We start from the raw sequence: 16,204 nt of genomic DNA, 5'->3' as shown, positions 1-16,204 counted from the left end.
CTCCTACAGACAAGCAATTATAAGCTAAAAACAGAACTTACTTCGGCTTACAGACCGAAATGGTTCATTATCTAAACATAATCCGTTCGTTACCCGGCTGATGCTGTCGGAGATAACTTATCTAAGATACTTTCTGCGGCATCTTCTATGAGATCAAGCACGTTCTCAAAGCCACGGCTCCCGCCGAAATAAGGGTCTGGTACTTCATCTGTTTCACTGTTGCCGTGACTTAGAAAAAGGGTAACTTTGTGGCGGTATTCAGCAGGACACTGGCGGAGTAAATCGTTGAGGTTATCCCTGTCTGCAGCCAGTATTAAATCGAAACGAGCAAAATCTGACTGCTCGACCTGACGGGCATGCATACCGCTAAAACTGTACCCTCTTGCCTCACCAGCCGCAACAGAGCGGGGATCAGGGCTACTGCCTTGATGATAATTAATGGTTCCCGCTGAATCGACCAAAATATCTACTCCACGGTCGGCGGCTAGCTTTTTCAGAACAGCCTCTCCTGTCGGCGAACGGCAGATATTGCCCATACATACCACCAGCACCGAGGGTTTTTCCTTTAACTCACGAGACATATTCATTCCTTCAAACTTGATATTGCGCAATTATCCCAGAGATTCACTTTTAGTGTATACCCAAGCACTATCAGTAATGGCCTTACATTCTCTTTGAACACGACGAGCAATAAAAACGGGACCAATTATCTCTACACAGTAGCACTGCCTCTGTTGACTCAGCTATGATAGCGAACAATTTAGAGCATGATGACAGCTAAAGGACACCTCCACTCATGAGTGAAGAACGCTACAAAGCCAGACAAAGTAAAATCAAACAGAAAGTCGATGAAAAAGTGGCAGCAGCACAAACAGAAAAAGGGCTGTTATTGGTTATCACTGGTAACGGTAAAGGAAAATCCACCTCAGGTTTTGGCATGATTGCCCGTGCCACAGGGCATGGTCAAAAATGCGGTGTTGCCCAGTTTATCAAGGGGACATGGGAATGCGGGGAGCGAAATCTCCTTGCAAATAATGGTGTGGATTTCCATGTTATGGCGACTGGCTTTACCTGGGATACACAAGATAAATCTGCCGACACTGAAGCAGCCCAGCAAGTATGGCAAGAATGTAAAAAAATGCTTGCCGACCCAAATTACGACGTGGTATTGCTCGATGAACTGACATATATGGTCAGCTATGACTACGTCGCGCTGGAGGAGGTGGTTGAAGCGCTAAACAATAGGCCTGTTGAGCAATCAGTGATCATCACAGGCCGTGGCGCGCATCGTACACTCACCGATATGGCAGATACCGTATCAGAGGTCAGAAGTGTAAAACACGCTTTTGAATCTGGGGTTAAAGCACGCAAAGGTATCGACTGGTAGTATCATCAGTGACGACTGAAATGTATGTATAGGAGCTGAATCAACAGCTCCTATTTTTTTCCGTAGCAGGCGTCCCCTTTGCACAGTCTGGCATCGATGTTCTGATCACCGAGCAGGCGCAGCCACATTGCAGGTACAGAACCAGGCACAACTGGGCCCGGCTCAATTTGCACGGGTGTCTGAGCTTGCCACCTTCCTGAATCCCAATTCGCGACAATAAAGGAGAAAGGATGATACTCCGCCATACCTAGTCTTATATCTGTTGCGATCAGCTGGTTATCCTCTTCTGTGTAACGGATAAACCCATCGGTAAACGATTCAAACTTTCTTATCAACTCAGGTTTGTCTTCATTGGGCCATTTGCCGGACTCTGTTTTTAGCCACTCAGCCCCCTCTCCCTTATCCAATAAAGACAATAAGGTTTCCCACTGTGTATTTTCATCACGAACCACCACGCGCCACAGCAGGGTATTAAAGGGAGTCGGTGTAATGAATATCGATTGACCCTTCATGGAGGTGCCTACTAACACTGACTCAGTGCGATATTTAATCATCTCCATCGCAGCAACAGACCAAAGTAAATATGCTGATGAAAGTACCATTCCATAGGTGCAAAGCCGGGCTGCTTTTTCCCGCCATAAAAGCGCGCCGAGAAGACCGAGGAGCAAGGGTATGGTGAAGACAGGGTCGATAATGAAAATACTCGATACCCCAATCGGTTCCGGAAAGATGGGCCAGAACAAGCGCGTACCGTAACTGGTAAACGAATCAAGCATGGGATGGGTTGTCAGCGTCATCAGGCAAAACAGAAAAACGTGCCCCAGAGACCACTCTGTACGACTGTATTTGTGCCACAAGAAGGCTAAGACACCAGAAAGAGGCAGCAGGAAGAAAAGAGAATGGGAAAAGCCTCTGTGGCCAATCATATCACTGAGTGGATCACCGTGATCCAACAACACATCCATATCTGGAAGTGTGCCAAGCAATGCACCTGCCAATAAGTGTTTTGGCCTGCACTCCTTGCCCGCTACTATCCCGGCAACTGTCGCGCCAAGCGCAGCCTGTGTGACTGAATCCATATCTTGCTTACTTCCTTATTACTGTGAACACTAAAATTTTACCGCGACTGTTTACTGATATCTGCCCAATGACTCCAAAAGACAAATCAGTTAAACAGCCCTTTTAGCAGCTGATCGGCTAAATCTTTGGTCTTATCGTCACCTATTTTGTCACCCAAGAGCTTTTTGATACCGCGCTCGGCCTCTTTCCGGGCTTTCTCCTCCAGCTTTTTGCCCGCATTCACTTTCGCCAGTTTCTTTAGGTCAAGTTTATAATCAGGTGCCTGCCAAGTGCCTATGATGTTGACCGGGATAGTGACATCTTTTAACTCGTCGATGTCTTTTCCACCCTGCCCTTTGCTGGTTTCGACCACGGACGCAAATACCAGAAAATCAAGCGTCTCTTTCACCAAAGACGTTTTACCTTCGCTGCGAACACGTAAAAGTGGCGCTTCAAGTTTCACATTGTCCGTTGATGCAATACCTTTTCCTAGTTGGAATGTCGCAGTTAGGCCGCTAAAATCGGTCTTGCGCTCTTCTTTAACATATTCTGCTTTTTTACCCTTCAAAAATGCCCTCGCTTCCCGAATCATCTCAGCGACATTGACACCTTTCACCGAACCATCAGTGAGGTTGAGCCCGACCGTTCCTTTAATACCCTCTCGTAGTTTTTTCTCAGACAGACCAGCACCAGACAGGTTGACCGAGACATTCCCTTTGCCTGACAACATATCCTGTTGCGCAGCATCCATGAGTAACGGCTGAATCTGAATTCCCGTCGCGTTTTGTTTCAACGAGTACCTTGCCAGTTTTTTGCGGGTATCAAGAACACCTGTCGCAGAGACATCGCCGTCGTACAAAGAAGCCGTAAATCTCTTCAAGGACACCAAACCACGATTGACCGCGACATCAAGGTTGACCTTGCTCACTTTGACATTAGCCGCTTTCAACTGACCAATCTTAATCTGACCAGAGAGGTCTAATCCCTTGAGTGCTGTTAAATCAGGTTCCACATCTGAAATCGGAGCTTTGGCTGGTTTTTCAGGGATTTTTGATGGCTCGCCCGTTGTTGGGGACTTTTTCTGCTGAGGGGGTTTATTAGTTTTTGTTTCCTTGAGGCCAAGGAATTTATCAAGGTCGATATTGTCGCTATTCATAGCAAATCGAATAGCGGGTATATCGTTGAGCGTCACACTGGCTTTACCGATAACAGCAATATCGTCCGCTTTCAACGTCAGGGCAGTGAAGTCTGCGCGTTTTTTAGACAGGTCGTAGGAGGCATCAGCCGATGCCGATAAAGCAAGTGTCTTCTTGGGTAACGCCTCACCCTCAAGGGATGCATCCAGACTAACAACATTGGCCTTGAGCAGGGACATCGCCTCATCGAGAGTGACTATGATATTGCCCTTGGCATCAAATATCATTCCAGAGGCTTCACCCTTTACCTTGAACTGAGTGGTTGCAGGAAGGCCGAACCCCAGGTTGTCGATAGTCAGTGATGCGCTGTCCAAACGGGTGGCTGCGTCACTGAAACTTGCGGTCAGTTCAAGCTGCCTGAGCTGGCTTTTCACGTATTGAGGATTCAGATTTAGCTCAGTTTTTCCTTTAGCAGAAAATTGCTGGGCGTTTTGTTTACCCTTCATGTCAAAACTAACAGGCACCCAGCTATCCATTTTAAGCTCACCCATCGACAGACTGATATTTGAAAGCTCAGTGATAGATTCGGCTTTGTCATCACGAATCACTGCACTGGCGTTTACCAGTTCAACGCCATTTATCTGCACTAGCCATCCCGTCGCCTCATCAGGGCTATTAGATTCAGAACTCGGACTAGTGGTGTCTTCCGTATCAGGCGATGTTTGTGAGTCTGACGACTCAGTTGTAGATTCGGTCGGTGTCGAGGATTTGTCGGTTATGCCATCAAGATTACTGACACCATTTGACAGAGTATGTACATATAAACGGGTATCACTGAGGCTAATCAGCCCGACATCGAGATGATCAGACAACAGTGGCAACACGGCCACTGACATTTCAGCATGGCCGATGCTTATCAGGTTCGGCTCGCCAAATCCGTCCGGGTTTTTCAGAGCAAGCTTATCGACTGACAAACCTAGGCTTGGCCAGAAACGCCAGCTCAGATCGCCATCAATCACCAAATCACGACCCGTTTGCTTTTTCACCTGCTCCACCAGCAGTGGTTTGAATTGATTGGGGTCAATGACATTAACAAGAATAACGACACCGACGACGGCAACCAACATTAGCCCAAAAAGGATTGAGAGTAACTTTTTCATAATTTGTGAATCATCCTTTCCCGCATACGGGATACACACCCTGAAGTGTCACACACCATAACAGATCGACGCCATAGTGCACTCTCCCAAAAATAAAAAAACGGCCGACCTCTCGGGTCAGCCGCTTTTAGTGAGACAAGCTATTGATTAATCTTCGTTAATTTTTGAGGCAACCGCGCCCTGTTGATTTTTATATTTCGCGTTGTCACGTTTGTTATAAGGGCGATCAGCTGAGCCTGACATCATTTCAAAACTTAGCGCGCCGATGGGCATTTTCGGTCTCAAAGCCAGTGGTAATCTGCCACTGTTATAAAATTCGAGCACGATCTTTCCAGACCAGCCCGGATCAATTCGGTGCGCCGTCACGTGAACCATCAAACCCAGACGAGCCAATGATGAACGCCCGTCAAGCCAGCCAACAATGCTATCTGGCAGAGTCACCGATTCATGTGTCACCGCCAGTGCCAGCTGGCCGGGGTGTAAATAGAAGGCGTCACCATCTTCAACATGAATTTCGTCACTCATCACTTTTTCTAGCTGAGCAGAAACCTGTTCTTTTGGCCCAGACAAATCAATATAAGGCGCGCCATGATCATTGAATACGCGAAATTTGTTTCCCAGAGAGACATCTACTGTCACACCTGAGATGGACGCGATGCCCGGCCGGGGTTCAATGACAATCTTCCCCTCATCGAGATGTTCGATAATATGCCTGTCGCATAGCCTCATTGCGCAACTCCTGAAATCTATAAAAGGTTAGCTTCTGGTTCACTATCTTGACTGAGTATTATGAAGAATCCAGAGGCAAAGAGAGAAAAAGCCGGGTGAGCCCGGCTTTTTATTATGCTTTTAACAATTTGGCAATGTGAGCTTTGAGCACATCAATTGCAATCCTGTTTTTCCCACCACGCGGGACAATAATGTCAGCATACTGTTTTGACGGTTCGATAAACTGGAGAAACATAGGTCTCACCGTCTTCTGATATTGCTCAAGAACCGTTTCCATGGTGCGACCACGCTCCGTCACATCACGGCTGACACGACGCATCAGGCAGACATCTAATGGTGTATCCATAAAGATGGTGGCGTGCATCAGTTCGCGCAGACGCGGATCAGTCAACAGCAGTATTCCCTCAAGAATAATGACTTTTTTCGGTGTCATTGTTTGCGTTTCTGAGGTTCGAGTATGCTCGGCATAACTGTAATTAGGGACTTCAACCGAGTTACCTTCCATCAGGGATGACAAATGCTGGCACAAAAGGTCATGATCAAACGCCTGAGGGTGGTCGTAATTTGTCAGCATCCGTTCTTCAAGAGTCAGATGACTCTGATCGCGATAATAGCGGTCTTCTGTGATCACACCAATCTGGTGATCGCCCACTTTCTCTTTCAGTTCCTGATAAATGGTTCTGGCAATCAGACTTTTACCTGACGCTGAAGCCCCTGCAATGCCGATAATCACACACTGACTGTTGTCACTCATAAATGCATACCCGGAAAATATGTGGCGAGATGAAAATAAAACCGCCTGATTATAGGGAGTTGAAACACAACGCGCCACAAAAATAAGACTCAGAGCACATTTTCTTTGTCAACAGCGCATTATTTAGACACAAATATACGATGAGAAATGTTTTTACCCCGTGAATTTGATGTCAATTTGTTCCGCTTCTTCATCACCGTGCCAGTAGAGACGGCTGGCAACAGACAAAGCCAACTCTCGGTAAATTGCCGTGTGCTCATCGTCGGTCCTTGCAGCTACCGTCGGTATTCCCTCATCAATATCCTGTCGGATACTGAGATGCAAAGGGACTTGCGCTAACAACGCCACACCGTGCTGCAACGCCATTTTCTCTGCTCCACCCTGACCAAAAATAAATTCGTGATGACCGCACTTACTACAAGTATGGTAGCTCATGTTTTCCACTACACCGACAACAGGCACGTCCACTTTATTGAACATGGCAATGCCCTTGTTTGCATCCGCCAGTGCAAGGTCCTGAGGCGTGGTGACCACAATGGCTCCCGTTACCGGAAACTGCTGAGCGAGACTAAGTTGGATGTCACCTGTGCCAGGGGGCATATCAACGACAAGATAATCAAGAGATGGCCAATTGGTTTCTTGCATCAGTTGAGCAAACGCTTTTGACGCCATGGGGCCACGCCATACCATCGCATTATCGTCAGGCACCAGGTAGCCGATTGAATTGGCGAAAAGACCATGAGCTTCAATCGGTATCATTGTCTTACCATCTTCAGATGTGGGCTGTTTTCCCTGCGTACCCAGCATCAATGGAACCGAGGGGCCATAAATATCTGCATCTAATATTCCGACCCTGGCCCCCTGAGAGAGTAGTGCCAGTGCAAGGTTGACAGACGTCGTCGATTTGCCGACACCGCCCTTTGCGGAACTGACAACAAGAATATTTTTTACGCCGCGTATTTTGGCTTTGTCACCCGTTTTGAGCGGCGCCACTTTCTGTTCAATGCGAATTGTTATGCCATCGGGAAACTCAGACGCATGCTGCGATAGCCACGACTCTAACTCTTGGCGTATATCGCCACTGGCAAATGGAAAGCGCACTATCACCTGATCATCACCTTTCAGGATAACGACACCCGGCTGATCAGCCCAACCTTCCACAAGCATGGGATGAGAAAACGTATTTAGTAGTGCCGACAACGCCGACTTCTCAACAGGCTGGCTTTTGTTACGTCCAAAAAACATATGCGATGAATGCTCCTTTTAACCCTTGCAAAATCTCACCACCTTATTGTGTATCAACCGGAAAACGAAGAGGAACCTCTGTCTCCGGCTAGGCATTCTACCTTGTATCAGGTAAGATTCGTCGATTACTTAGATTAACTCTGTCAAAAGCGAATTATCTGAACTATGGCTGCAAACCCAAGAAAAATTCTGGTTACCTGTGCCTTGCCTTACGCAAACGGCTCTATTCACCTTGGCCACATGCTGGAACATATCCAGGCAGACGTATGGGTGCGTTACCAGCGCCTGCGCGGCAACACTGTGAACTTCATCTGCGCAGATGATGCACACGGCACACCTATCATGTTGAAAGCGCAACAACTGGGCATTGAGCCAGAAGCCATGATTGCGGAGATGCAAAAAGAACACGAAACAGATTTTGCAGGCTTCGATATCAGCTATGACAACTACCACAGCACCCATAGTGATGAAAACCGCGAGCTGGCTTCTTATATCTATACTCAGCTGAAAAACAAAGGGTTTATTACAAACCGAACTATTTCTCAGCTTTTCGACCCAGAAAAGTCCATGTTCCTGCCTGATCGCTTTGTCAAAGGCACCTGTCCTAAGTGTAAGACAGAAGATCAGTATGGTGATAACTGCGATAACTGTGGTGAGACCTACAGCCCAACTGACCTACTCAATCCAAAGTCTGCTGTCAGTGGTGCAACACCGGTGATGAAAGACTCTGAGCACTTTTTCTTTGACCTGCCGCAGTTTGAGAGCATGTTAAAAGAGTGGACGACCTCAGGTGCACTGCAGGAAGAAACCGCCAACAAAATGAACGAATGGTTTGAGTCTGGTTTGCAGCAATGGGATATTTCTCGCGATGCGCCTTATTTTGGCTTCGAGATCCCGGGCGAAAAAGACAAATTCTTCTATGTTTGGCTCGATGCACCGATTGGTTACATGGGCTCGTTCAAAAATTTCTGTAACAAACGCGATGACGTCGACTTTAACGAATATTGGAAAGCCGATAGCGATGCCGAGTTGTATCACTTCATTGGCAAAGACATCGTGTACTTCCACAGCCTCTTCTGGCCTGCAATGCTCGAAGGTGCCGGATTCCGCAAACCAAGCAATGTGTTTGTGCATGGCTATGTCACAGTAAATGGTGCCAAGATGTCAAAATCAAAAGGCACCTTCATTAAAGCCAGCACGTACCTCAAGCATCTCGACCCAGAGTGTCTGCGCTACTACTACACGGCAAAACTGAACAACCGTATCGATGATCTCGACCTGAACCTTGATGATTTCGTGCAACGTGTCAACTCAGACATCGTTAATAAGCTGGTTAATCTGGCATCACGAAATGCTGGATTCATTACCAAACGTTTCGGCGGTCAACTCTCAGCGGATGTTGCAGAGCCAGCATTATATGCTGAGTTTACTGCTGCTGCTGAGCGTATTGGCGACATGTACGAAAACCGCGAGTTCAGCCGTGCTATTCGTGAAATTATGGCGCTGGCTGACAAAGCCAACCAATACGTCGATGAAAAAGCACCTTGGGTTATCGCTAAAGAAGAAGGTAAAGAAGCTGAGTTGCAGGCTATCTGCTCTATGGGTATCAACCTGTTCCGCGTATTAATGGCCTACCTCAAACCGGTTATGCCTGAACTGGCTGAGCGCTCAGAAGCGTTCCTTAACGAGACGTTGACTTGGGATGGTGTCGCAACCGCGCTGACGTCTCACAAGATCAGTAAGTTCAAAGCCTTGTTCAGCCGCATTGACCCGAAAAATGTGGAAGCGCTGATTGAAGCATCGAAAGAAGATGCCGCAGCAGAAAAAGCGGTTGCAGAGAAAGCCGCTGAAAGTGCGAAAAACCCTCTGGAAGCAGAGCCAATTGCAGATGAAATCGAGTTCGATGACTTTGCAAAGGTCGACTTACGCATCGCTAAGATTGTATCGTGTGAATCGGTACCAAAAGCAAACAAACTGCTCAAATTCCAGCTGGATATTGGCGGTGAAACACGTCAGGTCTTCTCTGGTATCAAGTCAGCTTATCAACCTGAGGAGCTAATCGGTAAGTACACTGTTGTGGTTGCTAACCTTAAGCCCCGTAAAATGAAGTTTGGTATGTCTGAGGGAATGATTCTGGCTGCTGGCCCGGGTGGAAAAGACCTTTGGCTACTCGAACCGCATGAAGGTGCTCAGGCTGGCATGCGAGTTATGTAACCGACTTCGTCTGATACGAAACATCACCACAGGGGAGCGTAATTGCTCCCTTTTTCTTTGTTGCTTATCTGCACAATATCAGTGCAACAAAGAACTAACGTGGGCGTAAAAACCACTTTATAAAAAATTAAATCATTAAATTTCAATAATTTAAATTTGGCATAGTGTCTGCAACTCTTCTTCTTGAAAAGAGAAAGGAGGTAGACAATGAAGAAGGTTATTTCACTCACTAAAGTCTGGCTTACACGGCTTTCTACTGCGTTGGAACGTACCCCCTACCCCATGAGCCAATGCGAATATTACCGTTATCAGCTGACGATTCTGCGACGTCAGGTCTCTCTTATCGCTGGTTTATCAGATGCTAACCCGCTCTCTGTCAATCACGAACAGCAGGCAGCTCTGCGTAAGATGATTGGCAACTGTGATCTACTGGTAAAGCAAAGTAACTTGAAACAACGGCTAATGTTTCGTTTGTTGCGCGAGCGGGTCAAGGCGGTATCGCATAGTTTGAGTGATGAAACTACCCGTAGTTGGACTCACATACAGAGAACCTTGATTGAGCAGGTTGTATTTGTCATTGGTGAAGTTTGCCACTGCCTATTAAAAGAAGAGACCAATACAAAAGCCTTTGACGACTATATCTGGTTCTGGCAAACCTGGGCAGATGTCAACGAGGCAAACACGAGGTTTGAGTTTGCCGTGCATAAACTGGGTAAGCGTATAACATCTGCACACCAGTCAGTAATGTTACAATCGAAAATTCTTCAAAAGCGCATTTTAAAACTGAGAAGCTTCGTCTCCTGCCAAAGTCAATCTAACATCCAAGCTATTAGTAGGAATATATCAGATATTCCGGGTATTTATAGCGACACTGACGTCTCATATACTCACTTATTAAATATCTACAACAATGCAAATAAACTTATATTTTCTTTATTAGATGAGAAACTGGACGTTTTAACATCTCAGAACGCAGTCATGACAGACGATATAAAAAAACATGTGCTTGCCATTAAATATACTGTGAGGTAATTGAAGGGTTTAAAACAGCAGGCAGTCTTTAACAATAAATCTCGCTTCAATTTATTACTCAGAAAGAGTGTGGAAATGATATGTTAATTGCCAAATATAATAACAACAAGAATTGTCTTTTCAGCAGAGAAGAGGTTTAACTCTTTATAAAAAAGAGCCAAATGAATATTGGCTCTTTTTTGTTTACTCAGTAATTTCATACCGATTTTTTTAACCACTGATACGTCTGAACTGTGAAACCAGCGTTCTCTGTTCTGCTAGCTGTTCATAAAGCCTGTTCGCTTCTTTCACCGATTCACTGGCAATACCAATTGTGCTCTCAGACAGCTCAGAAACTGATTGAATACCCTCATTCATCTGATTAGCCACGGCAGCCTGTTCCTGCACAGAGACAGCAATCTGCTCACTCCTATCATTAATATCGGCAACCAACTCCTGCGACCGCTTCAGCACATCACCAGCCGTTTCAGCGTTGTGAACACATTCTTCAGACAACTCATTGCCGCGATCCATTGACTGAACAGCCTGATCTGTCGCGTGCTGAATCTGTGTGATTACCTCTTGTATTTCTGAGGTTGATTCCTGTGTGCGTTGAGCCAAAGCCCTGACCTCGTCAGCTACCACCGCAAATCCCCGGCCTTGGTCACCCGCACGAGCAGCCTCAATGGCAGCATTAAGTGCCAGCAGGTTCGTTTGCTCTGCAATCCCCTGAATGACATCTGAAACGGCGCCAATGCGCTTACCATGCTCTTCCAAGCTTGATATCACGGAGGACGCATCAACTAACTGTTTGGCAAGATTTTTGATCGCACCTACTGTGGTACTGACGCTTTCCATACCATTTAATGTCGCAGCTCTCGCTTCGGTGGCACAATCTGAGGCACTCTGCGTATTACCTGCCATGTTGCCAGCTGTTGAGGCCATTTCGTTAATCGCAGCAGCAATCTGCTCAGTTTCAGTGTTCTGCGACTCAAGATTGGTTGATGTACGTTTACCATTTTCTCGGGCAACTTCGGCTGATGCCAGCACCTGATCACTCCCATCAAGGATACGTCCGACCACGGCATTCAATTCTGATGCTCGCATTTTTAACGCCAACTCAACTTCTGAAAGGTCATCAATTGCGCCGTTGTAAAGGTATTCCATCAATGGGTTGTCATACGCTTCCCTCGCCATCGAAGACAGGGATTCTAGTCTACGGGTCAATCCGTATACGATGGCAATGCTCAGCACCAGCTGTACAATAACCGCAGCCGCTGCACCACCAAAATATCCAGCAACACCTGACAAAATTGCGCCAGGAATGAAACATAGCAGAGCTCGCTGCCACAGCCTTGATCTCGGCATTTTAAGTTCTAACGGCGTTTTACCTGCCAGCAACTGAGGATATATTTTCTCTGCTCTGTCCACTGACTTTCTGTCAGGAACTGAACGCACAGACTGAAATTCTACAATTTTACCGTCTTTGGTAATGGGGGAGGCAAATGCGTTTACCCAATAATGGTCGCCAGCTTTGGTTCTGTTCTTCACTAAACCCATCCACGATCTGCCATTTTGAATGTAGTCCCACATGTTTTTAAATGCTGCTGGTGGCATTTCTGGGTGTCTGACAAGATTGTGTGGTTGCCCAATAAGTTCTTTTTGTGTGTATCCAGCTACCTCACAAAATTCTTTACTGGCATATTTGATAACGCCGCGAGTATCAGTGGTGGACAGAAGGTTGTACTGAGCAGGGAACCTATTCTCTTTTCCCGTTATGGGGGTATTTACTCGCATACAAATTTATCCCTCTCAGTTTTAAGACTTTTTTGCTGGTGACTTTAATAGTAGACGAGTTTTATAAATTGACGTTTTATATGTGGCTATTAAATCGGCACAAAATATATAAAATTCATAAATAACTATTTTATTATTATTCAGATAATTACATCAAAAATTCATATTGGAATTTTATTTTTATATACATGTTTACCGAACAATATAAAGTTATTTATTGGTATTTTATTTCCAATAAAAAAGGCTGACACAAGTTGTGTCAGCCTTGCAAGATTTTACAATGAGGAAAGCTTAGCCTATGTGAGTGAGTCCGCTCATGTAAGACCTTAGTGCCTGAGGGACTTCAATGCGGCCATCCTCAAGTTGGTAGTTCTCCAACACAGCAACCATGGTGCGGCCAACAGCTAAACCAGAACCATTCAGTGTATGAAGCAGTTCAGGTTTTTTCTCTGCTTTACGGCGGAAACGCGCTTGCATGCGGCGAGCCTGAAAATCTCCCATGTTTGAGCACGATGAGATCTCACGGTAAGTTTTCTGAGCGGGTAGCCATACTTCAAGATCGTAGGTCTTAGTTGCACCAAAGCCCATATCACCTGTACACAGGATAACCTTACGGTACGGCAGTTCGAGGAGCTGGAGCACTTTTTCTGCCTGTGAAGTCAGCTCTTCAAGTGCAGACATTGAGTCTTCCGGGCGCACAACCTGAACCAGTTCAACCTTATCAAACTGGTGCATGCGGATAAGACCACGGGTATCGCGACCATACGAGCCCGCTTCTGAACGGAAACACGGCGTGTGTGCGGTCATACGAATAGGCAGCTCAGCCTCGTCAACAATCGTGTCACGCACCATATTGGTCAGTGGCACTTCTGCTGTCGGGATGAGTGACATACCGACACCTTCCTCGGTAGCAGGTTTGGTATGGAACAGATCCTCACCGAATTTCGGTAACTGACCAGTACCATAAAGGCTGTCAGCATTTACCAGATAAGGCACATACATCTCGGTATAACCGTGTTCTGTACTGTGCAGGTCCAGCATAAACTGTGCAAGCGCACGGTGCAGGCGAGCCATTTGGCCCTTCATCACGATGAAGCGAGAACCCGAGAGCTTCACGGCACTGGCGAAATCAAGACCGCCGCTCATCTCACCCAAATCAACATGATCTTTCACTTCGAATTCGAAAGATTTCGGCTCACCCCATGTGGAGATTTCAACATTCTCAGATTCGTCTTTACCTACAGGCACAGCATCATCAGGAAGGTTAGGTACCGACATCACAATGTCATTTAACTCAACCTGCAATGCAGCCAGATCCGCTTTAGCTTTGTCCAGCTCATCGCCAAGATTAGCCACCTCAGCCAGCAGAGGTTGAATATCTTCCCCCTTCGCTTTTGCCTGACCAATGGACTTCGAACGGGAGTTACGAACCGCTTGTAATTCTTCAGTGCGAATTTGTAACGACTTACGTTTTTCCTCCAGTTCACGGAGAGTTTCAACGTCTAGCTTAAAGCCACGACGCGCTAATTTTTCAGCTGTTGCGTCCAGCTCAGTTCGGAGTAATTTGGAATCCAGCATGCTAATCCTGTGATTATTTCTGACGATATCTGACAGTGATTGATGACCTTTGAGTGTGTCATCTGAGTTATTTAGTCAATCTCTGGGAAAAGGAATATTTCTAAACACAGCGCAGAGACAATTGGATCTAAAACAATACCCAAAAAGGCCTTTTTTCCTAGCGTTTTCGCGGGCTTTTTGCGTCTAACTGCGCAAGAAATGCCAGCTTTTCACCAATTTTTATTTCCAGCCCCCGATCAGACGGCTGATAATATTGAGAACCTGACAATTCAGGCGGCAAATAGGTTTCGCCAGCGGCGAAGGCATTAGGCTCATCGTGAGCATAACGATACTCTGCCCCATAGCCCAAATCCTTCATTAAAGATGTCGGGGCGTTACGCAAATGCGGAGGCACTTCATAGTCAGGATGCTCTCTTGCATCAGACAATGCCTGCTTCCACGCGGTATAAACTGCATTGCTTTTCGGTGCGCATGCCATGTACACAGTAGCCTGAGCTATCGCTCTCTCGCCCTCAGCCGGTCCAACTCGGGTAAAACAGTCCCATGCATTAATGGCAATTTGCATTGCCCTTGGATCGGCATTGCCAATATCCTCTGACGCAATTGCCAACAAACGCCGGGCAACGTAGAGAGGATCCCCGCCCGCCGTTATGATTCTCGCATACCAATAAAGTGCAGCATCCGGACTTGAGCCTCTGACTGACTTGTGGAATGCAGATATCAAGTCATACCAGATATCACCTTTATTATCGAATCGGGCAACTTTCTCGCCTGCCACTTCAGCTAACAATGTCAGCGTTATTTGCTTGCTCCCATTTTCATCGGGCTCAGCCATATCAGATAACAGCTCAAGATAATTGAGTGTCATGCGAGCATCACCCGACGTGAATCGCGATAACTGCTCACGAACCTCATCGGGTAAGTTAAGAGCCTGATCTCCAAGACCACGCTTTTTGTCTGTCAGTGCCTGTGAAATCACCGTCTGGATATCACTCTCATCCAGTGATTTAAGCTTATAAACCCGAGCACGGCTCAATAGCGCATTGTTAAGCTCAAAAGATGGGTTTTCGGTTGTCGCGCCGATGAAGGTGACGGTGCCATCCTCAATATGGGGTAAAAATGCATCTTGCTGGCTTTTATTAAAGCGGTGTACCTCATCAACGAACAAAATAGTCCGAAGTCCTGTCAATTTATTCTGTTTTGCTTTATCAATCGCTATGCGGATATCTTTAACGCCCGATGTCACTGCAGATACCCGCTCGATTTCCGCATCAGCATAGCCTGCCGCCACTTCAGCAAGTGTTGTTTTGCCTGTGCCGGGAGGGCCCCAGAGGATCATAGAATGCAACTGACCACTTTCAAGCGCACGCCTGAGCGGTTTTCCTTCTGCCAGCAAGTGCCCCTGACCAATATACTCAGACAGAGTCGTTGGCCGCATACGTGCCGCAAGAGGACGAAAGTCGTCAGCAAAGTCCAGTGTCATATTGCTCACATCCCCTCCTTTTAATTACTGTCTTTGGTCATCAATATCGGCACCCTGCGGTGAGATAAATTGGAATAAGTTGGCTGGTGGGGTATCTGCTTTAAACGTGACTAGCTTGTACTCGATAGTGGGGCCGTTTTGTTCTTCGACGGTAAAGCCTTTTACTTCACCGTTTGGCAATACATCCAGTACCAGGGCATTCTGAGTTGACGCCTTGATTGGAGTCAGTGTAAAGCGGTCACCCTTTTGGCTAACCTGATAATTGAGCCAGTCTTTCTGATCATTTCGCGTCAGCAGTACAAAAGGTGTCTGGTCAGTGCCATCGTTGAGCCACATTGCAGTGGTCTGTTCAACGAAAGGGTCATAAACCCAGAGGGTCTTACCATCAGACACCAACATGTTCTCTTCATCAGAGCTTGGGGTGTAATTGAACAAGTTAGGGCGTTTAACAGCCAGTGTCCCTTTGCCTTTTTTAAGGATATCACCTTCCTGACTGGTCACTGTCTGACTGAAGTCTGCAGAGAATGCATTCACACGAGACAGCCGCTCACTGAGCTCCTGTTGCGGTGTGGCTGCAAAGCAAATGGTTGGGAGTAGCAGTGTGGCTACCAACAGGTATTTCTTCATTCTATATTCCATTTATTAGGCCGC

At 46.5% G+C, this 16,204-nt stretch carries 13 protein-coding genes; 3 read left to right on the top strand and 10 right to left on the bottom strand.

Annotated features, from left to right (window positions below):
• Positions 1-89 precede the first annotated feature (89 nt).
• Positions 90-581, bottom strand: a complete 492-nt coding sequence (locus A8L45_RS06990) for a low molecular weight protein-tyrosine-phosphatase (protein WP_068900620.1) — start codon at positions 579-581, stop codon at positions 90-92.
• A gap of 215 nt (positions 582-796) precedes the next feature.
• Here A8L45_RS06990 and cobO point away from each other — a divergent pair, with 215 nt between their 5' ends.
• Positions 797-1,387, top strand: coding sequence for a cob(I)yrinic acid a,c-diamide adenosyltransferase (gene cobO / locus A8L45_RS06985; protein ID WP_068900618.1), 591 nt, complete (start codon positions 797-799; stop codon positions 1,385-1,387).
• 50 nt (positions 1,388-1,437) lie between these two features.
• On the opposite strand, the gene A8L45_RS06980 is transcribed toward cobO, so the two are convergent.
• From A8L45_RS06980 to apbC, 5 genes are all read right to left on the bottom strand, one after another.
• Positions 1,438-2,466, bottom strand: coding sequence for a metal-dependent hydrolase (locus A8L45_RS06980; RefSeq protein ID WP_068900616.1), 1,029 nt, complete (start codon positions 2,464-2,466; stop codon positions 1,438-1,440).
• Between the two features lie 86 nt (positions 2,467-2,552).
• Positions 2,553-4,742 carry an AsmA family protein gene (locus tag A8L45_RS06975; protein ID WP_068900614.1) on the bottom strand — a complete coding sequence of 730 codons (2,190 nt, stop codon included), beginning with the start codon at positions 4,740-4,742 and terminating at the stop codon, positions 2,553-2,555.
• Positions 4,743-4,889: 147 nt separating this feature from the next.
• Positions 4,890-5,471, bottom strand: a complete 582-nt coding sequence (gene dcd / locus A8L45_RS06970; protein WP_068900612.1) for a dCTP deaminase — start codon at positions 5,469-5,471, stop codon at positions 4,890-4,892.
• A gap of 112 nt (positions 5,472-5,583) precedes the next feature.
• Complete coding sequence (gene udk, locus A8L45_RS06965) at positions 5,584-6,225, bottom strand: uridine kinase (RefSeq protein WP_068900610.1); 642 nt, start codon at positions 6,223-6,225, stop codon at positions 5,584-5,586.
• A gap of 153 nt (positions 6,226-6,378) precedes the next feature.
• A complete protein-coding gene (gene apbC, locus A8L45_RS06960; RefSeq protein ID WP_068900608.1) occupies positions 6,379-7,470 on the bottom strand; it encodes an iron-sulfur cluster carrier protein ApbC in 1,092 nt (363 codons plus the stop codon).
• A 165-nt stretch (positions 7,471-7,635) separates the two neighbouring features.
• Here apbC and metG point away from each other — a divergent pair, with 165 nt between their 5' ends.
• Both metG and A8L45_RS06950 read left to right on the top strand, forming a co-directional pair.
• Positions 7,636-9,684, top strand: coding sequence for a methionine--tRNA ligase (gene metG / locus A8L45_RS06955; RefSeq protein ID WP_068900606.1), 2,049 nt, complete (start codon positions 7,636-7,638; stop codon positions 9,682-9,684).
• A 207-nt stretch (positions 9,685-9,891) separates the two neighbouring features.
• Entirely contained in the window at positions 9,892-10,716 is an 825-nt protein-coding gene (locus A8L45_RS06950; protein WP_068900603.1) for a hypothetical protein, read from the top strand.
• Positions 10,717-10,926: 210 nt separating this feature from the next.
• Here the strand turns inward: A8L45_RS06950 and A8L45_RS06945 are convergent, their stop codons facing one another.
• The 4 genes from A8L45_RS06945 to lolA all read right to left on the bottom strand — a co-directional run bounded on the left by A8L45_RS06945 (position 10,927) and on the right by lolA (position 16,180).
• On the bottom strand, positions 10,927-12,492 hold the full coding sequence (locus A8L45_RS06945) for a methyl-accepting chemotaxis protein (protein ID WP_068900602.1): 1,566 nt from the start codon (positions 12,490-12,492) through the stop codon (positions 10,927-10,929).
• A gap of 291 nt (positions 12,493-12,783) precedes the next feature.
• The gene (gene serS, locus A8L45_RS06940; protein ID WP_068900599.1) at positions 12,784-14,070 is read right to left on the bottom strand and encodes a serine--tRNA ligase; all 1,287 of its coding nucleotides are present in this window, start codon (positions 14,068-14,070) and stop codon (positions 12,784-12,786) included.
• Between the two features lie 157 nt (positions 14,071-14,227).
• The gene (locus A8L45_RS06935; protein WP_281181497.1) at positions 14,228-15,553 is read right to left on the bottom strand and encodes a replication-associated recombination protein A; all 1,326 of its coding nucleotides are present in this window, start codon (positions 15,551-15,553) and stop codon (positions 14,228-14,230) included.
• 24 nt (positions 15,554-15,577) lie between these two features.
• Positions 15,578-16,180, bottom strand: a complete 603-nt coding sequence (gene lolA, locus A8L45_RS06930; protein WP_068900595.1) for an outer membrane lipoprotein periplasmic chaperone LolA — start codon at positions 16,178-16,180, stop codon at positions 15,578-15,580.
• Between the last annotated feature and the right edge of the window lie 24 nt (positions 16,181-16,204).

It is taken from the genome of Veronia pacifica (assembly GCF_001707825.1).
GTDB lineage: Bacteria > Pseudomonadota > Gammaproteobacteria > Enterobacterales > Vibrionaceae > Veronia > Veronia pacifica.
The sequence above is the reverse complement of the archived record's forward strand: the minus strand, read 5'-3'. Positions and strand labels throughout refer to the sequence as shown.